20 protein-coding genes (1 of these 20 running past the window's edge) are annotated in these 20,688 nt (G+C 64.2%); 16 read left to right on the top strand and 4 right to left on the bottom strand.

The genetic code is table 11. The features are described from left to right. Positions 1 to 960 carry the 3' portion of an SCO family protein gene (locus tag R6G97_RS06235; RefSeq protein ID WP_182819066.1) on the top strand. 21 nt of this gene lie to the left of the window's left edge, so the window shows 960 of its 981 coding nt (coding positions 22–981); the start codon falls outside the window, past its left edge; its stop codon occupies positions 958 to 960. A 9-nt stretch (positions 961 to 969) separates the two neighbouring features. Here the strand turns inward: R6G97_RS06235 and R6G97_RS06230 are convergent, their stop codons facing one another. Then, the gene (locus tag R6G97_RS06230; RefSeq protein WP_043210571.1) at positions 970 to 1,875 is read right to left on the bottom strand and encodes a helix-turn-helix domain-containing protein; all 906 of its coding nucleotides are present in this window, start codon (positions 1,873 to 1,875) and stop codon (positions 970 to 972) included. Between the two features lie 151 nt (positions 1,876 to 2,026). On the opposite strand from R6G97_RS06230, the gene R6G97_RS06225 reads away from it, so the two are divergent. From R6G97_RS06225 to R6G97_RS06210, 4 genes are all read left to right on the top strand, one after another. Then, the gene (locus R6G97_RS06225) at positions 2,027 to 3,385 is read left to right on the top strand and encodes a glutamine synthetase family protein (RefSeq protein ID WP_043210572.1); all 1,359 of its coding nucleotides are present in this window, start codon (positions 2,027 to 2,029) and stop codon (positions 3,383 to 3,385) included. A gap of 160 nt (positions 3,386 to 3,545) precedes the next feature. Beyond that, positions 3,546 to 4,634, top strand: a complete 1,089-nt coding sequence (locus tag R6G97_RS06220) for a polyamine ABC transporter substrate-binding protein (protein ID WP_043210574.1) — start codon at positions 3,546 to 3,548, stop codon at positions 4,632 to 4,634. 14 nt (positions 4,635 to 4,648) lie between these two features. Continuing rightward, complete coding sequence (locus R6G97_RS06215) at positions 4,649 to 5,941, top strand: NAD(P)/FAD-dependent oxidoreductase (RefSeq protein WP_317847901.1); 1,293 nt, start codon at positions 4,649 to 4,651, stop codon at positions 5,939 to 5,941. Positions 5,942 to 6,125: 184 nt separating this feature from the next. Next, positions 6,126 to 7,787, top strand: coding sequence for an alkaline phosphatase D family protein (locus R6G97_RS06210; protein ID WP_090342896.1), 1,662 nt, complete (start codon positions 6,126 to 6,128; stop codon positions 7,785 to 7,787). Positions 7,788 to 7,915: 128 nt separating this feature from the next. Here the strand turns inward: R6G97_RS06210 and R6G97_RS06205 are convergent, their stop codons facing one another. After that, positions 7,916 to 9,292, bottom strand: a complete 1,377-nt coding sequence (locus R6G97_RS06205) for an L-serine ammonia-lyase (protein ID WP_043210579.1) — start codon at positions 9,290 to 9,292, stop codon at positions 7,916 to 7,918. 146 nt (positions 9,293 to 9,438) lie between these two features. Here R6G97_RS06205 and R6G97_RS06200 point away from each other — a divergent pair, with 146 nt between their 5' ends. From R6G97_RS06200 to R6G97_RS06170, 7 genes are all read left to right on the top strand, one after another. Further along, entirely contained in the window at positions 9,439 to 10,377 is a 939-nt protein-coding gene (locus R6G97_RS06200; RefSeq protein WP_043210581.1) for a LysR substrate-binding domain-containing protein, read from the top strand. 109 nt (positions 10,378 to 10,486) lie between these two features. Further along, positions 10,487 to 11,404, top strand: coding sequence for a DUF72 domain-containing protein (locus tag R6G97_RS06195; protein WP_317847900.1), 918 nt, complete (start codon positions 10,487 to 10,489; stop codon positions 11,402 to 11,404). Next, positions 11,401 to 12,174, top strand: a complete 774-nt coding sequence (locus R6G97_RS06190; protein ID WP_043210585.1) for an endonuclease/exonuclease/phosphatase family protein — start codon at positions 11,401 to 11,403, stop codon at positions 12,172 to 12,174. Before R6G97_RS06195 ends, R6G97_RS06190 begins: the two co-directional genes overlap by 4 nt. Next, the gene (gene clsB / locus R6G97_RS06185) at positions 12,171 to 13,373 is read left to right on the top strand and encodes a cardiolipin synthase ClsB (RefSeq protein WP_043210587.1); all 1,203 of its coding nucleotides are present in this window, start codon (positions 12,171 to 12,173) and stop codon (positions 13,371 to 13,373) included. Before R6G97_RS06190 ends, clsB begins: the two co-directional genes overlap by 4 nt. Then, the gene (locus tag R6G97_RS06180) at positions 13,373 to 14,332 is read left to right on the top strand and encodes a lysylphosphatidylglycerol synthase domain-containing protein (RefSeq protein ID WP_090342902.1); all 960 of its coding nucleotides are present in this window, start codon (positions 13,373 to 13,375) and stop codon (positions 14,330 to 14,332) included. The genes clsB and R6G97_RS06180 overlap by 1 nt, the downstream gene beginning before the upstream one ends. 28 nt (positions 14,333 to 14,360) lie before the next feature. Continuing rightward, positions 14,361 to 14,789, top strand: coding sequence for a hypothetical protein (locus tag R6G97_RS06175; protein WP_043210590.1), 429 nt, complete (start codon positions 14,361 to 14,363; stop codon positions 14,787 to 14,789). Between the two features lie 90 nt (positions 14,790 to 14,879). Beyond that, positions 14,880 to 15,257: a Rho termination factor N-terminal domain-containing protein gene (locus tag R6G97_RS06170; RefSeq protein ID WP_043210592.1), complete on the top strand. Its 378-nt coding sequence runs from the start codon at positions 14,880 to 14,882 to the stop codon at positions 15,255 to 15,257. A gap of 32 nt (positions 15,258 to 15,289) precedes the next feature. On the opposite strand, the gene R6G97_RS06165 is transcribed toward R6G97_RS06170, so the two are convergent. Both R6G97_RS06165 and R6G97_RS06160 read right to left on the bottom strand, forming a co-directional pair. Continuing rightward, positions 15,290 to 15,520, bottom strand: coding sequence for a metallothionein (locus tag R6G97_RS06165; protein ID WP_043210595.1), 231 nt, complete (start codon positions 15,518 to 15,520; stop codon positions 15,290 to 15,292). A 2-nt stretch (positions 15,521 to 15,522) separates the two neighbouring features. Then, positions 15,523 to 15,990, bottom strand: a complete 468-nt coding sequence (locus tag R6G97_RS06160; RefSeq protein ID WP_043210599.1) for a hypothetical protein — start codon at positions 15,988 to 15,990, stop codon at positions 15,523 to 15,525. 158 nt (positions 15,991 to 16,148) lie between these two features. Here R6G97_RS06160 and ligD point away from each other — a divergent pair, with 158 nt between their 5' ends. From ligD to R6G97_RS06140, 4 genes are read left to right on the top strand one after another with little or no spacing between them, the layout of a single operon-like run. After that, entirely contained in the window at positions 16,149 to 18,644 is a 2,496-nt protein-coding gene (ligD, locus tag R6G97_RS06155) for a DNA ligase D (protein WP_197852886.1), read from the top strand. Then, on the top strand, positions 18,644 to 18,892 hold the full coding sequence (locus R6G97_RS06150; protein WP_043214486.1) for a hypothetical protein: 249 nt from the start codon (positions 18,644 to 18,646) through the stop codon (positions 18,890 to 18,892). Before ligD ends, R6G97_RS06150 begins: the two co-directional genes overlap by 1 nt. Beyond that, positions 18,889 to 19,932 carry an acyl-CoA dehydrogenase gene (locus R6G97_RS06145; RefSeq protein ID WP_043214489.1) on the top strand — a complete coding sequence of 348 codons (1,044 nt, stop codon included), beginning with the start codon at positions 18,889 to 18,891 and terminating at the stop codon, positions 19,930 to 19,932. Before R6G97_RS06150 ends, R6G97_RS06145 begins: the two co-directional genes overlap by 4 nt. Beyond that, positions 19,929 to 20,684, top strand: coding sequence for a PIG-L deacetylase family protein (locus tag R6G97_RS06140; protein WP_043214491.1), 756 nt, complete (start codon positions 19,929 to 19,931; stop codon positions 20,682 to 20,684). Before R6G97_RS06145 ends, R6G97_RS06140 begins: the two co-directional genes overlap by 4 nt. Positions 20,685 to 20,688 lie beyond the last annotated feature (4 nt).

Below are 20,688 nucleotides of genomic sequence, written 5' to 3'. Positions count from 1 at the left end.
ACGCGTGCTCACCTGATGCTGCTGTTGGTGGTCTGCATGCCCTACTGGCCGCCCCAGGCCACTCAGGACGTGGTTGAAACCACGCCCTGGGGCCGGGACTACTTCCCCAACATCCGCCTGCTCGACCAGGACGGTCGGCCAGTGCGCTTTTTCGACGACCTTATCGAGGGCAAGGTTGTGGCAATCAACTTCATTTTCACCGGCTGTACTGACTCATGCCCCCTGGAAACCGCGCGGCTTCGGCAGGTGCAGAAGCTGCTCGGCGACCGAGTCGGCAAGGACATTTTCTTCTACTCGATCAGCATCGATCCCTATAACGACACCCCGACCACACTCAAGCGCTACGCCGAGAAGTTCGGTATCGGCCCAGGCTGGACCCTGCTGACCGGCGAGCCCGACGACATCGAGGTGTTGCGCCGCAGCCTCGGGTTGTTCATCGAAGGCCTGGAAAACGGCCGTTCCAAAGATCACAACCTGAGCCTGATCATCGGCAACCAGGCTACCGGCCGCTGGATGAAGGCCTCCCCCTTCGAAAGCCCTTACATCTTGGCCGATCGGCTGGCCAAGAGCCTGCATAACTGGAAACAGGCCGACATGCCTGCGGTCGCCGAAGCCACCGACATCCGCACACCCAGCAGTGGCGAGCAGATCTTCAGGACCCGCTGCTCCTCCTGTCACAGTCTGGGCGATGCAGGCCCCAATGGCGCTGGCGGAATCGGCCCGGACCTGTTGGGCGTGACCCGCCAGCGCGATCCTCGCTGGTTGGTGCGCTGGCTGAAGGAGCCCGACCGGATGCTGGCCGAAAAAGACCCGCTGGCCCTGCTGCTGTACACACAATACAAAAGCCTGGCGATGCCCAACCTGCGCCTGGGCGACACAGAAGTCACAGCATTGCTGACCTTCATCGAAGAGCAAACCCGCCGCTTGCAGACACCTGCCACGGCAAAGAACGGTGACTGACGCCCGAAACTACCCGCGCCCGCGCTTGAGGGTTTCGCTCGGCAGCTCCTGAAACAGCTGCCGATAACTCTCGGAAAACCGCCCCAGGTGCCAGAATGACCAGCGCATGGCCACCTCGGCCACGGTGACACCCCCGGCCCCATGACGCAGCAGGTCGCGCCGCGCGCCATTGAGCCTGCGCAGGCGCAGCCACTGCCCCGGCGGCATGTCGGTGAAGGCCTTGAAGGCCTGCTGCAACTGGCGCAGGGAAACCCCGGCCACTTGGGCCAGTTCCATCAGATTGAGGGTTTCTTCCGGGCAGTCGGCGGCCCATTCGCTGACCCGGCGCATGATCGCCCGCTCCTCGTCGCGTCTGCCCAGGGCGTCGCCTTGCAGGCGCTGGCAGGCATTGTCGAGGATGAACAGACAGTCTTCGAGCAGTTGCTCGGCCAAAGCCTGGCCTTCGAGCGGGCTGTCGGCATCGGCCAGTCGCGTGAGGGTGGCGCTCAGCCAACTGCCGAACAGCGCGTTCTGGCCGCTGCCCAGCGGCACCATGAACAGCCCGTCGAGGCGTTTCACATCCAGGCCGTGACGGGCCATGAACGCCTGGTCGAACACAACGGCCACCTCTTGGTAGTTCTCGGGGGTGATCCAGATGTTGCGGCTGTCCTCGTTGAGCAGGTACAGGCTGTTCTCGCTGCGGTCGAAGCAGAACGCCAGCGACCCGCTCGGAGCGCGGAAGAACTGCTCCACTCGAGTATTGAGGCGTTCTTCGTAGACCTCCACGCCATCGAGCCCCAGGCAGCGCAACTGGCCGTTGAAATGCCCTGGGGACATTTGCCGGTATTGCTGCTGCCAGCCAGGGGTCGCGCGCACCTGTTCGGTCACATCGTTGGTGTGGAAAGCCTGGACCTGCAAGGCATTGGGCGTTGTCACGCGCGTGTCCCTTATGCACTCTTTTGGTGCATTTGTTGCCGAAGAAAATGGATAGATGACCCCTGGGGGCTGCGACCAAGATAGTCCTCAGCGCGTCGCCTGGGAAGATTCCAACGCGGACTCGCCCATAAAACCCAACCAAGAGGTCTGTATGAACGCCCCCTTCGATCAGCTGTCCACCTGGCTGAAAGAACACCGGATCACCGAAGTCGAATGTGTGATCAGCGACCTGACCGGCATCGCCCGCGGCAAGATCGCGCCGACTGCCAAGTTCCTCCACGAGCGCGGTATGCGCCTGCCGGAGAGCGTGCTGCTGCAGACGGTCACTGGCGACTACGTCGATGACGACATCTACTACGACCTGCTCGATGCGGCCGACATCGACATGGTTTGCCGCCCCGACCCTTCGGCGGTGTACCAGATTCCGTGGGCCATCGAGCCGACTGCTATCGTCATTCACGACACCTTCGACAAGCACGGCAACCCGATCGAGCTGTCGCCGCGCAACGTGCTCAAAAAGGTCCTGAAGCTGTACGCCGACAAGGGCTGGCAGCCGATCGTGGCACCTGAAATGGAGTTCTACCTGACTCAGCGCTGCGAAGACCCGGACCTGCCGCTGCAAGTCCCACTGGGGCGTTCGGGGCGTGCCGAAAGCGGCCGCCAGTCGTTCTCCATCGACGCGGCCAACGAATTCGATCCGCTGTTCGAAGACGTCTACGACTGGTGCGAAATCCAGGGCCTGGACCTGGACACGTTGATCCACGAAGACGGCCCGGCGCAGATGGAAATCAACTTCCGTCACGGCGACGCACTGGATCTGGCCGACCAGATCACCGTGTTCAAGCGCACCATGCGTGAGGCCGCGCTCAAGCACAACGTCACTGCCACGTTCATGGCCAAGCCGATCACCGACGAGCCGGGTAGCGCCATGCACCTGCACCAGAGCGTGGTCGACATCGCCACCGGCAAGCCGATCTTCGCCAATGAAGACGGCAGCATGAGCGAGCTGTTCTTGCACCACATCGGCGGCCTGCAGAAGTACATTCCCAAGGTGCTGCCGATGTTCGCACCGAACGTCAACTCGTTCCGCCGCTTCCTGCCGGACACCTCGGCGCCGGTGAACGTCGAGTGGGGTGAGGAAAACCGCACCGCAGGCCTGCGCGTTCCGACCTCCAGCCCCGAGGCCATGCGTGTGGAAAACCGCCTGCCGGGTGCCGATGCCAACCCGTACCTGGCGATCGCCGCGAGCCTGCTGTGCGGCTACCTGGGCATGGTCGAGAAGATCGAGCCGAGCGCGCCGGTGCAAGGCCGCGCCTACGAGCGGCGCAACCTACGCCTGCCGATCACCATCGAAGATGCCCTGCAGCACATGGAAGACTGTCAGACCCTGCACGAATACCTGGGACGTCAGTTCGTCCAGGGCTATGTGGCGGTCAAGCGCGCCGAGCACGAGAACTTCAAGCGTGTGATCAGCTCCTGGGAGCGTGAGTTCCTGCTGCTGAGCGTCTGATTCCTGTCACGTCCGTGGGCACGGGGTCACCTGCGAAGGCACCGGTGTGTGTGCCATCGCATTCACGGGTGCCCCCGCGCCCACGGGACTACGTGCTGCCCTTGGGCAGTGAAACCTTTGTTACACCGCATTCAAAGAACAAGACCAACGAGGTGTCGACATGCGTCATTTGCAAACCCTGATTCCCGCTGCATTCGCCCTGGTGTTCGGCGCCGCCGCCCAGGCCCAGCCGAGCGTCAGCGTATACAACTGGACCGACTACATCGGTGACACCACCCTGGCCGACTTCCAGGCCAGCAGTGGCATCAAGGTGGTCTATGACGTGTTCGATTCCAACGAAACCCTCGAAGGCAAGCTGCTGGCCGGACGCACCGGCTACGATGTGGTCGTGCCTTCCAACCATTTCCTGGCGCGCCAGGCCCAGGCCGGCGCCTTCATGCCGCTGGAGCGCGACAAACTGCCGAACTGGAAACACCTGGATCCCGTGCTGCTCAAGCAACTGGAGCAGAACGACCCGGGCAACCGTTACGCGGTGCCCTACCTGTGGGGCACCAACGGCATCGGCTACAACGTCGAGAAGGTCAAGGCAGTGCTGGGCATCGACAAGGTCGATTCCTGGGCGGTGCTGTTCGAGCCGGAGAACCTCAAGAAGCTCAAGCAGTGCGGCGTAGCCTTCATGGACTCGCCTGACGAACTCTTTCCAGCCGTGCTCAACTACCTGGGCATGGACCCCCGTAGCGAAAGCGCCGCCGACTATGCCAAGGCCGAAGCGCGCCTGATGCAGCTGCGCCCTTATGTCACCTACTTCCACTCCTCCAAGTACGTCTCGGACCTGGCCAACGGCGATGTCTGCGTGGCCTTCGGCTACTCGGGCGACGTGTTCCAGGCCGCCAGCCGCGCGGTGGAGGCCAACAATGGCGTGAAGATCGCCTACAGCATTCCCAAAGAAGGCAGCAACTTGTGGTTCGACCTGCTGGCCATCCCCAAGGACAGCAGCAACCCCGAGCAGGCCCTGGCCTTCATCAACTACCTGCTCGACCCGCAAGTGATCGCCAAGGTCAGCGCCACCGTCGGCTACGCCAACGCCAACCCGGACGCCAAGGCCTACATGGACGCCTCCCTGGTCCACAACCCCGAGATCTATCCGTCCCAGGACGTGCTGGACAAGCTGTATGTCTCCAGCACCCCGAGCCCCAAGATCATGCGCGTCATGACCCGCTCCTGGAGCAAGATCAAGTCCAACCGCTGAGCCGAGCACGAGCCATGCCTACTAGTCAACACACCGCGTCCTACTACGCTGCCACCGCACGCAGCTCGGCGCCCTACCCCACGCTCGAAGGCGAGCTGAGCGCAGATGTCTGCGTGGTCGGCGGCGGCCTGACGGGGGTCAACACTGCGCTGGAGCTCGCCGAGCGTGGCCTTTCGGTGATCCTGCTCGAAGCCCGGCGCATCGGCTGGGGCGCCAGCGGGCGCAACGGCGGGCAATTGATCCGCGGCATTGGCCATGACGTCAGCGGCTTCGCCCGCTTCGTCGGTCAGGATGGCGTGCGCTACCTCAAGCAGGCCGGCATCGATTCGGTGGAGCTGGTGGCCGATCGCATTGCCCGCTACGGCATCGAGTGCGACCTACGCTGGGGCTTCTGCGAACTGGCCAACACCGCCGCGCAGTTCGCCGCCTTCAAGGACGAGCAAGACGATCTGGCCGCGCTGGGCTACCGCCACGAAACCCGCCTGGTCGGCCCCGAGCGAATCCGCGAGGTGGTCGCCAGCGACCAGTACGCCGGCGGCCTGGTGGACATGGGCTCGGGTCACCTGCATCCGCTTGACCTGGTCCAAGGCGAAGCCCGCGCGGCCGAGCAACTGGGCGTGCGCATTTTCGAGCAGAGCCCAGTGCAGCGCATCGAGCACGGCCCCACCGTGACCCTGCACTGCGCGCGCGGCAAGGTACGCGCCAACAGCCTAGTGCTCGGCTGTAATGCGCACCTAGACGAGCTGGAACCGCGCCTGAGCGGCAAGGTGCTGCCGGCCGGCAGTTACGTGGTCGCCACCGAACCCCTGCCCGAGCACGTCGCCAAGGCGCTGATCCCGCAGAACATGGCGCTGTGCGACCAGAAGGTCGGCCTGGACTACTACCGTCTTACCGCCGACCGCCGCCTGCTGTTCGGCGGCGCCTGCCACTACTCCGGCCGCGATCCCAAGGACATCGCGGCCTACATGCGGCCCAAGGTGCTCAAGGTGTTCCCGCAACTGGGCGAGGTGCGCATCGATTACCAGTGGGGCGGCATGATCGGCATCACCGCCAACCGCTTTCCTCAGGTCGGCAGGTTGAACCAGCATCCCAACGTTTACTACGCCCAGGGATATTCCGGCCATGGCCTGAACGTCACCCACTGGACCGCCAAACTGCTAGCCGAATCCATCGCCGTGGGCCACAGCCAGGGCCTTGATGTGTTCAGCGCCGTGCCCCACCTGACCTTCCCCGGCGGCAAGGCCCTGCGCTCGCCGCTGCTGGCCCTGGGGATGCTGTGGTACCGGTTGCGGGAAGTGCTGGGTTGACCGCCCTCTAGAGCCCCGCAGATCAGGTGCAGCCCTGGGCGACTTGCACCCGATTTGTGGGCTTGCCCATGACGTGGGGGGTTGGCATTGAACATTGGCATGACACCGGCCAGTTCCGGAACAAGCGAAACGGCAAAACTCGGCTTTACTGGCCGGTAACACCGTGAGAACCCAGGATGGATCCATGCCCCTGCTTGACCCCACCTCCAACGAAAGCAAATACCCCAAACTTTCCAGCGCCGCCCTGATCGGCGCCACCACACCCAGCAGTACCCGCCTGTGGGTACGCCTGTACCGGCCAGGCACTTGGTACCTGGCGGTCACCACCGAGCCGATGCGCGGCGACATGGTCCGCCTGGGCGAGTTGCCCGTCCCTCGGTATTTCAAAGACCAAGGCGTCACGCCTGTTTATCTGCAGGCCAAGACGCTGAACTTCGACACCGATGTCACCGGCGTCTTCGACGTCACTGGCCTCAAGCCCGGCACTACCTATTACTACGCGCTGATCAGCGACGAAACCGACGCCGGCAAGATCGGTCGGCGCACCGAGATCGGCGGCGATCGGCCGCGCTTCTTCGTGACCCCTCCGAAGGCGTCCGACACCCTCACCTTCGGGTTCTATAGCTGCCACGACCCGATCAGTGCCGACGGCAGTGCCGGTGCCTGGCCGCTGATGCATCAGCAACTGGCCGACCAGCGCGCCAGCTTCGTCATCGGCGGTGGCGACCAGGTGTACGTGGACACCAACAAGAAGAACGGCTTCCTGGATATCTGGGAATGGCTCAAGGACAACAAGGACGAACTGCTGCAGGCGTACAGCAAGGGCAAAGGCAAGGGTTACGACAAGGCGGGCATCGAGCGCTACCTATGCAACCTTTACCGCTGGTTCTACCGGGTCTACTGGAACGTGCCGGCCCAGCGGGAGATCTATGAACGCCTGCCCCAGTACATGATCTGGGACGATCACGAAATCATGGACGGCTGGGGCTCGCTGACCAAAGTCGAACGGCGCAAGCGCATCTCGCTGCTGTTCGAGCGCAGCAACAACACTACGACCAACCAAATGCTGGTGGATCTCATGTGGCGCGCCGCTTGCCGGGTGTACTACGAGTACGAGCACAGCCACAACCCACCCACGCCGATCGACTTGGACAATCCCGACGCCTGCCAGTGGGACTATGCCTTCGAGCAAGGCAAGTCGGCGTTCTATGTGCTGGACATGCGCGGCCATCACGACATCGAGGCCAAAGACCCCTGCAAGTTGCTTGGCAGCGAGCAGATGGCGCGCTTTGCCACCTGGCTCAAGAGCGCACCGGTGCAAAAAGCAGACGCAGTGTTCGTGGTGTCACCGGTGCCGGTCATGCACTGGCGCAACGCCGTGACCAACTACGCCGACATCGGATCGTTCAAGGACGATTGCATGGACGAATGGGACCATGAAAGCAACCAGGGCGAACGCAAACGCTTGCTGGATGCGGTGTTCGAGGCATTGGGCAACAGCGCAAAGCCGGTGGTGTTCCTTAGCGGCGATGTACATTGCGCGGCGGTGTTCCGCTTGCTGCACAAGCGCTATCCGGCTGCCAAGGTTTTCCAGGTCACCTCCAGTGCCATCTCTCGCATGCCGGCCCCTGGCGTGCTGAAGCTCGCGATCAGCGCAGGCGGCAGCATGCCCGGCGTCAAGGACATCGTCTGCGAGCGCTGGTACGCCATGGCCGGCTCGAAGAACTTCGCCATGCTTCAGGTGCGGCCCTCGTTGGACGGTAGCCAGACCGAGGTGTTGGTGGAGCTGCACTGGCCGGGCGGGGACGACGGGGAGCTGACCAAGCGCCGGGTATTGCTCAAATAAGCCCGTATCTGGGAGAACGAACGGTCGCAGGTAAAGCTAGGCTCACCGGGATTGCGCCGCTTTCTAGACTTGCGCAATCCCTGTGGCGGCGGGTTTACCCGCGAACAAAGCTGGATGCAGGGTCTGCCTCAGCACTCGACAAACGCCACGGCCAGCCCGCCGCGGGAGGTTTCCTTGTAGTTGGCATGCATGTCAGCGCCGGTGTCACGCAGTGTGCGGATCACCCGGTCCAGGGAGATGAAGTGCTCGCCGTCGCCACGCAGGGCCATCTGTACCGCGTTGATCGCCTTGACTGCGGCAATGGCGTTGCGCTCGATGCACGGTACCTGGACCAGGCCACCGACCGGGTCGCAGGTCAGCCCCAGGTTATGCTCCAGTGCGATTTCGGCGGCGTTCTCCAGTTGCGCGGGCGTAGCGCCCAGCACTTCGGCCAGGCCCGCTGCCGCCATGGAGCAGGCTGATCCGACCTCGCCCTGGCAGCCGACTTCCGCGCCGGAAATCGACGCGTTCTTCTTGCACAGGATGCCCACCGCCGCGGCCGCCAGCAGGAACGCGACCACATCGTCATCGCAGGCGCCTGGGTTGAATTTCATGTAGTAGTGCAGAACCGCCGGAATGATCCCCGCCGCGCCGTTGGTGGGCGCGGTGACCATGCGCCCGCCTGCGGCGTTTTCTTCATTGACCGCCAGGGCATATAGGTTGACCCACTCCATGGCGCTCAAGGTCGAGCCGATGACATTGGGCTTGCCCAGCTCCTGCAGGCTGCGGTGCAGTTTGGCTGCCCGGCGCTTGACCTGCAGCCCGCCTGGCAGGATGCCTTCGTTGCGTAGGCCGTTGTTCACGCATTCGCCCATCGCTGCCCAGATCTTCAGCAGCCCCTCCCGGACTTCGGCCTCAGGCCGCCAGGCACACTCGTTGGCCATCATCAGCTGGCCAACGCTGAGTTGGTGGGCCTTGCACAGGGCCAGCAGCTCAGCCGCGCTGTTGAATTCATAGGGCAATTTGACCAGGTCGGTATCGCCTTGGGGCGCATCGATTTCGGCCTGTTCGACGATGAAGCCACCGCCGACGGAGTAATAGGTCTGGGAGAACAGGCTGCCCTGTTCGGTGAACGCCTCCAGACTCATGGCATTAGGGTGGTAAGGCAGGCTCTCGTCGAGCAGCAGCAGGTCCCGGGCATACTCGAACGCTACGGGATGGCTGCCATCGAGTATCAGACACTGCTCCTGCAACACCTGTGCGATGCGCGGCTCGATGCTCTGCGGATCGATGCGATCTGGCCATTGGCCCATCAGTCCGAGCAAGCAGGCGCGGTCGGTGGCATGGCCGACGCCCGTCGCCGACAGCGAGCCATACAGCCGCACCTCGACCCGCGTCACCTGTGTCAGCACACCTCGTTCGCGAAGCGCCTGGGCGAAAGTCGCCGCCGCGCGCATCGGGCCCACGGTGTGGGAACTGGACGGGCCAATGCCGATTTTGAAGAGGTCGAAAACACTGATAGCCATGCTAATACCTGGGCGTGACGGGCCGTTTAGCCGTCGACCGCCCCTCCGAGAAAATTGAACGAGACTGCGATATTGCGTGATACTGACTCGTCCGTCGGGTAATGACCAACGAAAGTTCCTAAGCAAGGCTTAAGCAAGGCTAAACGATGAAGCGACAACTCAATGGCCAGATGTTTGTCTGGCTGCATGTGTTCTCCTGCGCGGCACGGCATCTGTCGTTCACCCGCTGCGCGCAGGAGTTGCACATCACCCCCGGTGCGGTGAGCCAGCAGATGCGCCAACTGGAAGAGCGCCTGGGCTATCGGTTGTTCCTGCGTCGGGCTCGGGGCGTGGAGCTGAGCGCTGAAGGCCAGCGCCTGGCGCAGACCGTGGCCGAGGCCTATGGCAACATCGAGGCCGAACTGCTGCGCCTGGACGCCGGCGAAATCCGCGGCACCCTACGCCTGCGTTCGATCCCCTCGTTCCTGGCCAAATGGCTCACCCCTCGCCTGCCCCGCTTCCAGCAGCGCTACCCGGACATCGAATTGCGCCTGGTGGCCGAGGACAGCAACCAAGCCCTGAACCCAGAGGATTTCGACCTGGCCATCGACCTCAACGATGGCAGCTACCCCGGCATGCTCTCTACACCCCTGCTCGACGAGCAGATCTTTCCGGTCTGCTCCCCCGCCCTGCTGCGTGGCCGCCCGCCGCTGCATGGCCCGGCAGACCTTGTGCACTACCCGTTACTGCACGACATCACCGCCTGGCGTGGCAGCTCGGAATATGCCGAATGGGAGTTCTACCTCGAAGGCATCGGCGCCGGCAGCCTGGATGTGCGCCGTGGACACACCTTCAATCGCAACCACTTGACCATCGAGGCCGCCATCGCCGGCGTCGGTGTGGCCATTGCCCGGCGCACCCTGCTCAACGACGAGCTGGAGCGGGGCGCACTGATCGTGCCCTTCGGCGTGCCGATCGCCAACCACAAGCGCTACATGCTCCATTACCCGCCTGGCGGGCTGAGCCAGCCAGGCGCACGCGCCGTGCATGACTGGCTGGTCGAAGAAGCCGAAGGGTTCCGCGCCCTGCACCCTTTGCTGAGCTAGCGTGCGCCACTCGTCAAACATCCTGAACCCTCGCCAGGGCTTGCCGGTCGCACATCAAGAGTGATGCGGCACACGTCGCGCAAAACCACCCTGAGCGAAGGAAGGCACCGTGAGCGATATCCGTATCGGTATTTCCGGCTGGCGCTATGGCCCATGGCGCAAGGACTTCTACCCCAAAGGCCTACGTCAGGACGACGAACTGGCGTTCGCCTCGCGTGCGGTCAACAGCATCGAGATCAATGGCTCGTTCTATGCCCTGCAAACGCCCGAGCGCTATTGCAACTGGCGCGACGAGACACCTGATGACTTCGTCTTTTCGGTCAAGGCGCCGCGCTACATCACCCATGTACGCAGGCTCAAGGAGATCGAAGAGCCGCTGGCCAACTTCTTCGCATCAGGCCCATTGTTGCTGGGCGACAAGCTCGGCCCGGTGCTTTGGCAGTTCCCTGTGAGCATGAAGTACGACGAAGCACGTTTTGCCGAATTTTTCCAACAGTTGCCCCACGATCGCGCCGCAGCCCGTGCCTGTGCCAAACACTGCGCCGAACGCCTGCGCGACAACGGCGGCACCGATATCGACGGCAATGCACCGCTGCGCCACGCGGTGGAGATCCGTCACCCGAGTTTTCTCTGCGAAGGTTTCGTCGAATTGCTGCGCGCCCACAACGTGGCGCTGGTGGTGGCCGACAGCGCCGGCAAGTGGCCCTATGCCGAGGATGTCACCGCCGATTTCGTCTACATGCGCCTGCACGGGGACGTGGAGCTCTACAGCAGCGGCTATACCGCCCGAGCCTTGCGGCGCTGGAAGACACGCATCCTGGCTTGGAGCCAGGGTGGCCAGCCCGATGACGCCGAGTTGATCGTCCAGCGCGCGCCGCACAAGCGAGCCTCGCGGGACATCTACTGCTATTTCGACAATGACCAGAAAGTCCATGCCCCCTACGACGCCCGGCGGCTGCTGGAAAAGCTCGGCCTTGCCGGCGAGCTGGTGACCGAGCCCGGGGTGGAACCGGAGGTCGAACTGTGAACAAGACCATGCCTGCTCCCCGCTGCATCATCGACAAGGTCACTGCCGTGCGCCAGCTGAACGTGCTGACGATCAACGTGCACAAAGGCTTTACCCTGTTCAACCGGCGCTTCATCCTGCCCGAACTGCGCGAGGCGGTGCGCGCCACCGGTGCCGACCTGGTGTTTCTCCAGGAAGTCCACGGCAGTCATCAGCACCACGCCGAGCGACACCCCGCCTGGCCGGTGACGCCACAATATGAATTCCTCGCCGACAGCATGTGGCCGCAGTTCGCCTATGGTCGCAACGCGGTTTACCCCCACGGCGACCACGGCAACGCGTTGTTGTCCAAATTCCCCATTACCCGCTACCACAACCTCGACGTCTCCATTGCCGGCAACGAACAACGCGGCCTGCTGCATTGCCAGTTGGAAGTGCCCGGACACGAAGAGGTGCATGCGGTGTGCGTGCACCTGGGGCTGCGCGAGGCCCATCGGCAGAACCAGGTACGCCTGCTGCTCGAGCTGCTCGACAGCCTGCCGCCTGACGCCCCGGTGATCGTTGCCGGGGATTTCAACGACTGGCGGCGCAAGGCCGATGCGCTGCTCTCGCAGCGCCTGGTGGAGGCGTTCGGTACACCCGCCCGCAGCTTCCCGGCGCGCCTGCCATTGCTGCGCCTGGACCGCATCTACTTGCGCAACGCCACCTCGAGCAAAGCCCAGGTGTTGTCCAAATACCCGTGGTCGCATCTCTCCGACCACGCCCCACTCGCCGCGCAGATCAGCCTATGAAGCGGCCTTGGGTGGATGGCAACCAGGTCGAGCTGCTGATCAACGGCGAGGCCTACTACGAACGGGTGTTCCAGGCCATGACCCAGGCCCGGGAAGAGATCCTGCTGGAGACCTTCATCATCTATGACGACAAGGTCGGCCAACGGCTTCAGCAAGTGCTGATCGATGCCGCCCGGCGCGGTGTTCGCGTGGAAATCGCCGCCGATGGCTACGGCACGGCCGACCTGCCGGACGCCTTCATCTCGGCGATGACCGAAGCCGGTGTCCGCTTTCATGCCTTTGACCCACAGCCGCGCCTGGCGGGCATGCGCACCAACCTGTTCCGCCGCCTGCACCGCAAGATCGTCGTGATCGACGGTGAGCGGGCGTTCATCGGCGGCATCAACTACAGCGCCGATCACCTGGGCGACTTCGGCCCCATGGCCAAGCAGGATTACGCCGTGGAGGTCACAGGCCCGGTGGTCGCCCAGGTGCATGCGTCGAGTCGTCGTTTGTTGTCCCCGGTGCTGGAACCACCGAGCCAGGTACGGCCTGTCACCGACCCTTGCGGTCCGGCCAGCGCCGTGCTGGTGGAGCGCGACAATGGCCGCCACCGCAACGACATCGAGGCCTACTACCTCGAAGGCTTTCGTCTGGCGCGTCAGCGTATCGTGGTGGCCAATGCCTATTTCTTCCCCGGTTACCGCTTGATGCGCGAGCTGCGCAATGCCGCCCGGCGTGGCGTCGAGGTCAGGCTGATCCTGCAGGGTCAGCCTGACATGCGTTGGGTCCGGGCCTTGTCGCGCCTGCTGTACAACTACCTGCTGCGCGACGGCGTGAAGATCCACGAGTACTGCCAGCGCCCGCTGCATGGCAAGGTCGCGCTGGTCGACGACCAGTGGGCCACGGTGGGTTCGAGCAACCTCGATCCGCTGAGCTTGTCGTTCAACTTGGAAGCGAACCTGCTGATCCGCGACCGCACCTTCAACCAGCGGCTTTACCAGCACCTTGACGAACTGGCTCATCAGCACTGCAAGGCGGTGACGTTGGAGCGCATGGTGCGAGGCTATTGGTGGCGGGCACCGCTGATCTTCCTGTGCTTCCACGTGATCCGGCGTTTCCCGAAGATTGCCGGCTGGTTCCCTGCCCACCGCCAGAAACTGCAATCGGTGACACCGGGCGCGCAGGCTTCAGGCACCTATCACGAGGGCAACACCTGATGGAACGCAAAGCCTGGCACACCTGGGGCAAGCGCCTGCTGACCCTGTTGTTCGTCGTCCTGATACCCGTGCTGCTCTACAGCCTTGCGCGCAACCTGGACTGGAACGAAGTGCGTCAGTCGCTGTTGGCCTACAAACCCGGCACTTTGGCCGTGGGCCTGGTGCTAGCGTTCACCAGCTACCTGGCGTTCGCCAGCTATGACCTGCTGGGCCGCGCCTACACCGGGCACCACCTGCCGGCGCGCCAGGTGTTGCCGGTGGCGTTCGTGTGCTACGCCTTCAACCTCAATTTCACTACCTGGGTCGGCGGCGTGGCGCTGCGCTATCGGCTGTACAGCCGGCTGGGCCTGGACACACCGACCATTACCCGAATCCTCACCTTGGGCCTGTTGACCAACTGGGTCGGCTACATGCTGCTGGCCGGCAGCGTGTTCGCCCTGCGCCTGGTCAAGCTCCCGGAAAACTGGGCGGTAGGCGCCACCGGGCTACAACTGATCGGCATCGCCTTGCTGGCTCTGGCGCTGGGCTACTTGCTGGCCTGCGGCTTCGCCAAACGCCGCACTTGGAGCCTGCGTGGCCACGAACTGACCCTGCCCTCCCTGCGCCTGGCGCTGTGCCAGGTGGCCTTGGGCATGAGCAACTGGGCGTTGATGGCGGCACTGATTTACTGGCTGCTACCCCATGACCTGTTCTACCCATCGATCCTTGGCATTCTGCTGATCAGTTGCGTGGCTGGGGTGGTCGCGCACATTCCCGCCGGGCTCGGTGTGCTGGAGGCGGTGTTCCTCGCGCTGCTGCATGGCCAGCTCGGCCAAGGCAGCCTGGTGGCCGCACTGCTGGGCTATCGCACCCTTTACTACCTGATTCCCTTGTTGGTGGCGTTGGTCATCTACCTGGTGCTGGAAAAACGCGCCAAGACCCTGCGCCAACGTGGCAAGGCCGCCTTGCGCAAGACCTGACGAAGGCCCCCGGGCCGGGAGGTGTCCGATGCGTTTTCCCTTTGTGCTGTTGATGCTCGCCAGCCTGGCCAGCACCCAGGCGCTGGCCGAGGCCTGCGACGTGCTCACCCGCTCCTCCAGCGACGCGGTAAAGCCTGTGGAGCGGCACACCTGCTACAGCTACAGCAACATGCCCGCCGAAGCCATCGCCTGGTCGTGCAGCAACGAGAGCAAGGACATGCTCAGTACCCAGAAGCGCTCCGTCGCCCGCTGCGCCGATGGCAGCGTCGGTAGTTGCATCGCGCCGCTGACTCAAGAGTCGCTGGCCAACCCCAACGCTGCCGGGCGCGACCAACCTTCGACACGCCCGGCCCTGCCCAAGGACGCCCGAGTGATCACCTACTACTACGACACACCGAGCCTGGGCCAGGCACGCGCCGACTGCGAACGCAATGACGGGATCTGGCAAACCCATTGACCGTCGGTCGAAACCGAGGAACGACGGGGCTTGGCGAGCGTTCAGCCGTAGTAGTCGACAGCGATTTCCAACACCAGGGAGATAACCGCCATGCCACGTGGAGACAAAGACAAATACACCGACAAACAGAAACGCAAGGCCGAGCACATCGAGGAAAGCTACGAAGCCAAGGGCGTGTCCAAGGACGAAGCCGAGTCCCGCGCCTGGGCCACGGTCAACAAACAGTCGGGCGGTGGGGAGCGCAAGGGCGGCTCCGGCCAGAAGAAAAGCCCTCAGGCCAAGCAAAAGTCCCGTGAATCGTCGGCCAAACGCGCTGCGGCAACGCGCCGTGGCGTGCCTCGGCCTGGGCAGCAGTTGGAAGACATGACCAAGACCGAACTGATGGACCGAGCGCGCAAGCAGCACATCCCGGGGCGCTCGACCATGCGCAAGGCTGAGCTGATCGACGCGTTGCGGCGGGCGGCCTGAGCAAGGGGGCCGCCTGGCGGCCCCCACGACGGTCAAGGCGAGATCGGATCGCTGGCCGGGAAGGTTTCGTCCAGCGCGTTATCCACGTTGGTTTCTTTGGGCTGGACCATCTCGGCACAGTTGCAATCGGCCATGCGGCATGGCTCGCCATTGCGGTGACCGGTGGCGCAGGCTTCGCAGCAGTAGGCTTTGTCATCCTGCAGGATCGCATTGGCATCCACGGTGCAGGAACAATGATTACAGGCACAACGTTGCTCGGTCATGGTCAGCTCCTTTCATCGTCTTCATCGGTCGGCGAAACCTCGTCGGTCCACGGCTCGCCATCCAGGGGTGCGGAGCGGGCCAGTTCGGCCTCGTCCAGGCCAATGCCGCCACCGATCTCGTGCTCTTGCACTCTGCGCAGGGTCTTGTCTGCCGGGCCGCCGGCACCGGGTTCGTGCGGGTCACGGGCGCCGGTCTGGTCGTAGAGCGTGTCCGGGCTCAGGTCGTCGAGGGTGACGTTGTCTTCATGGAGGCTGTCGCTCAGGGCTTCGCCGCCGGTCATGCCGCTTTCGGCCACGCGTTCTGGTGGGTATTCCTGGGCGACTTCTTGGGCCGGGCGCTCGTCCCCCGCGCGGCCTTCGCGCTCGTCTTGGCGGTCGCTGAAATCCAGCTCACGCACACTGCCCATCCGGTCCTCGGTATCGTCGATTTCAACCGGGGTCCTGGTTTTCGGATCGTCTGGCTGGGGCATCTGGGCTCTCCGTCAGGTGGGTTCATGCGGTCGACTGCCGGGGCTGGACAATGATTCAGACTTTCTGCCCGGCGGCGCAGCCGCGGTAAAAAATCTGAACTCTCAAGCGTAACGCTCCCTCCCACATCTAGAGACCCGCGAACCTCCCGGAGCCCGCCATGGCCAAGCCCCTGCAGGAGTACCAGCGCAAGCGCGACTTCAACGCCACGCCCGAGCCGGCCGGCACCCGACGCCGAGGCAGGCCGGCGCATGCCTTGCAGTACTGCATCCAGAAACACGACGCCAGCCATCTGCACTATGACTTTCGCCTGGAGCTGGACGGCACCCTCAAGAGCTGGGCCATTCCCAAGGGCCCCTCGCTGGACCCAAAGGTTCGGCGCCTGGCCATCCATGTGGAGGACCACCCGCTCGACTACGCCGATTTCGAAGGTCATATCCCCGAAGGGCACTACGGGGCCGGCGATGTGATCGTCTGGGACCGGGGTGTCTGGGAGCCGGAGGGTGATCCTCGCAGTGCCTATGCCAAGGGCAAGCTGCGTTTCCGCCTGCAAGGCGAGAAGCTCGCCGGGGTCTGGAACCTGTTCCGTACCCACCTGGCCGGCAAGAAGGAGCAGTGGATGCTGGTCAAGTCCGACGACGACCAAGCCCGCAGCGAAAGCGACTACAGCATCGTCGAAGCCCAGCCCGACAGCGTGCTCAGCGAGCGCACATTGCTGCCGCGTCGGGCCAAGGCCCAGGCAACGCCAGCCAAGCGCGCGGCCAGCCCCCGAACACGGGTAGCCAACGCCAAGAAAGCCGAGTTGCCCGACCATCTGCAACCGCAACTGGCGACGCTGGTGGATGCTCCGCCGGTCGGCGACTGGCGCTACGAGGTCAAGTTCGACGGCTACCGCATCCTTGCCCGTATCGAGGGGTCGGACGTGCGCCTGTTCACCCGCAATGGCCACGATTGGAGCGCGAAGATGCCGCACCAGGTGCAGGCCCTGCGCGATCTAAAGCTCAAGTCCGCCTGGCTCGATGGCGAGGTGGTGGTCGCCGGGGAAAACGGCCTGGCCGACTTCCAGGCCCTTCAGAACGCCTTCGATACCGAGCATGACGAGCGCATCACCTATTACGTGTTCGACCTGCCCTTTCTCGGCGGCCAGGACCTGCGCCAAGTGCCGTTGCAGGATCGACGCGAGACCTTGCGGCAATTGCTGGAGGGCCGTGAGTCGGAGCAGGTGAAATATTCGGCCGACTTCGACCAGCCCGTCGACTCGCTGCTCGACAGCGCCTGTCGCCTGGAGCTCGAAGGCCTGATCGGCAAGCGCGCCGACAGCCCCTATAGCGGCCGGCGCAGCAGCGACTGGATCAAGCTCAAGTGCAAGCAACGCCAGGAGTTCGTGATTGTCGGCTATACCGAGCCCAAGGGCAGTCGCAACGGCTTTGGCGCGCTGCTGCTTGCCCTGCACGACAACGACAGCGGCCAGCTGCGTTACGCCGGCAAGGTCGGCACCGGCTTTAGCACCACCACACTGGACAGCATCCACGCCCGACTCAAGCCGCTGGAGGTGGACAAGCCCGCCCTGGCCAAGCCGCCGACCGGTGCCGATGCCCGCGGAGTGCACTGGCTCAAACCCCAGCTGCTGGCCGAGGTCGCCTATGCCCAGATGACCCGTGACGGCGTGGTGCGCCACTCGGTGTTCCATGGCCTGCGCGATGACAAACCCGCCACCGCCATCGACCTGGAGCGCGCCATGCCCAAGACCCGCGTCGCCAAGCCCTCACCCGAGACCATGCTCGGTGACCTGCGCCTGACCCATCCGGACCGGGTGATCGATGCCAGCAGCGGCGTGACCAAGCGCCAGGTCGCCGAATACTACGCCCAGGTCGCGCCGTGGATCCTGCCGCAGCTCAAGGATCGCCCCGTAGCCCTTGTGCGTGCCCCAGAGGGCCTGGGCGGCGAGCTGTTCTTCCAGAAAAACGCCGGGCAACTGCACATTCCAGACGTGGTGAGCTACAGCAAGGCCCAGGCTGGCCAGGCGGCAATGATCCTCAACAGTGCCGAAAGCCTTCTGGGGGCGGTGCAGATGAACATGCTCGAACTGCACACCTGGAACGGCACCGACAAGGACTTCGACAAACCCGATCGCTTCGTCCTCGACCTGGACCCGGACCCGGCGCTGCCTTGGAAGGCCATGCTGGAAGCCACGCAACTGACCCTCACCCTGCTCGACGAACTGGGGCTGAAAGTGTTTCTCAAGACCAGCGGTGGCAAAGGCATGCACCTGGTGGTGCCGCTGACGCGCCGCGCAGGCTGGGATGAGGTGAAAGACTTCAGCCACGCCATCGTCCAATACCTGGCCCGGCTCTTCCCCGAGCGCCTGAGCGCAGTGTCCGGCCCCAAGAACCGGGTCGGGCGCATCTTCATCGACTACCTGCGCAACGGCAAAGGCGCGACCACGGTCAGCGCTTATTCCCTGCGCGCCCGCGAGGGCCTGCCGGTGTCTGTACCAATCTGGCGCGAGGAGTTACCCCAGCTCAAGGGCGCCAACCAATGGCACATCGGCAACCTGGCCGAGCGTCTGGCGGAAGTCGACGACCCTTGGGCGGATCTTGCCAAGACACGCCAGTCGATCACCGCTCGCATGCGCAAGCAGATGGGGCTGAACTGATGGCGGTACTGCTCGACCTTCTGCAATGGCCCGCCATGCTGCTGACCGTGCTGGCCGCCTGGTGCATCGGTTCCCGTCAGCCACGTCGACGCCGGGCGGGCTTCTGCTGCTTCATCAGCAGCAATGTGCTGTGGGTGATCTGGGGTTGGCAAGTACAGGCCTGGGCCTTGATCGTGCTGCAGTTCTGCCTATGCGCCATGAACCTGCGCGGATGGAAGAAAAACACCACGGGGGAGCCCAGTACATGAGCATCGTCCAGGATTTCGACCTGACCAACCTCGACCGCCTGCTGCGCACGTTCACCGAACGCCCCCAGGCGTTGAACCTCGATACCCAGTTGCCTGTACTGATGCAGGCCTTGCAGGCCGATCATCTCGACCTGCTGCCACTGCCCGGTCAAGGGCACACGCTACAGCGCTGGCAGACACTCGCCCGCATTGCCGGCTGCGACCTGGCCCTGGCCAAGCTCTACGAAGGGCACACCGATGCCCTGGCGATCCTCGCCGAATGTGGTGCGCCGCACCTGGTCGGCGACGGCGTCTGGGGCGTGTGGGCCGCAGAGCCGCCGGATGCCCGGGCCCGCATCCTCGCCCGTCATGACGATCAGGTACGACTGGGTGGATGTAAAGCCTGGTGTTCCGGTGCGTTGCAGATCGACCGGGCACTGATCACGGCCTGGGGTGATGACGGCCAACCGCAGCTGGTAGCGATCGAACTGGCCCATCCCAACCAGCGTATCCAGGTGGAACAATGGCAAGCCGTGGGCATGGCCACCACGACCAGCGTGGAGATCAGGTTCGACGATGCACCGGGGATTGCCGTGGGCCGCCCCGGGCAATACCTCCAGCGTCCTGGGTTCTGGCACGGCGGCGCGGGGATCGCCGCCTGCTGGTACGGCGCAGCCGAGGCCTTGGCGGATTACCTGCGCGAGCATTGCCGCAAGCCGACACCGGACGCCCACGCCCAGGCACACCTGGGTGCGGTGGATGCCGCGCTATACGGTGCTCGCGCTGCGCTGCGCGAATGCGCCGGATGGATCGACCGGCAGCCGACCGCCGACGCCAGCTTCGAGGTGCGCCGCACCCGCGCCCAGGTCGAGCACGCGGTCGAGCAGGTCATCCACCATGTAGGCCGAGCATTGGGTGCCACACCCTTTTGCCGCAGCAGCCACTTCGCCCGGTTGAGCGCCGACCTGCCGGTGTACCTGCGCCAGAGCCATGCCGAACGGGACCTGGCAGCGCTCGGGCAACAACTGGCCCAGGTGCCGGCCGGAGCATGGCAGCTATGACCGACGACCCGATCAGTAACAGCAGCGGCACACCCTGGCGTCAGTGGCAACAGGCCGCGCATCTGGCCCGGGCCACATGGATCGCGCCCGATCAACTGTGCCCACCCGGGCGACGCCTGGTACTGGTGGCCCCTCACCCGGACGACGAAATCCTAATGGCCGGTGGCCTGCTCGCAGGTTTCGCCGGGCGCGAGCACGACTTGCTGTTGATCTCCGTCACCGACGGCGAGGCCAGTCACCCCGGCTCCAGCCAGTGGACCGAGCACCGCCTGCGCCGGCATCGGCCGCTGGAAAGCCGTCAGGCTCTGCAGCTGCTGGGCCTTGATCTTGCACAGCTGGACTGGCAGCGCCTGCACCTGAAGGACGGTGCAGTGCCCCGCGACGAAGCCTTTCTGGTCAATCACCTTAGCCAGCTGCTCAAGGCCGACGACCTGCTGTTGACGACTTGGCGCGGTGACGGGCATGCCGATCACGAAGCAGTCGGTCGCGCTGCCGCCCAGGCCTGCCAAGCCCGCAAGGTACAACTGGCCGAGGTGCCTATCTGGGCGTGGCATTGGGCACGCGCAGACGATCCTAGCCTGCCTTGGCCGCGTGCTCACCGCATCGCACTGGATGAAACCCGCCTGGCCCGCAAGCGCCAAGCGCTGTCCGCGCACCTGAGCCAACTGCAGCCTGACGGCGAACGAGCGCCAGTATTGAAGCCCACCTTGCTGGAGTGCCTGTTGCAGCCTTTTGAACTGGTTCTGCTTTGAATGG

Source organism: Pseudomonas sp. HTZ2 (assembly GCF_033173945.1).
GTDB classification, from domain to species: Bacteria; Pseudomonadota; Gammaproteobacteria; order Pseudomonadales; family Pseudomonadaceae; genus Aquipseudomonas; species Aquipseudomonas guariconensis.
The sequence above is the reverse complement of the archived record's forward strand: the minus strand, read 5'-3'. Positions and strand labels throughout refer to the sequence as shown.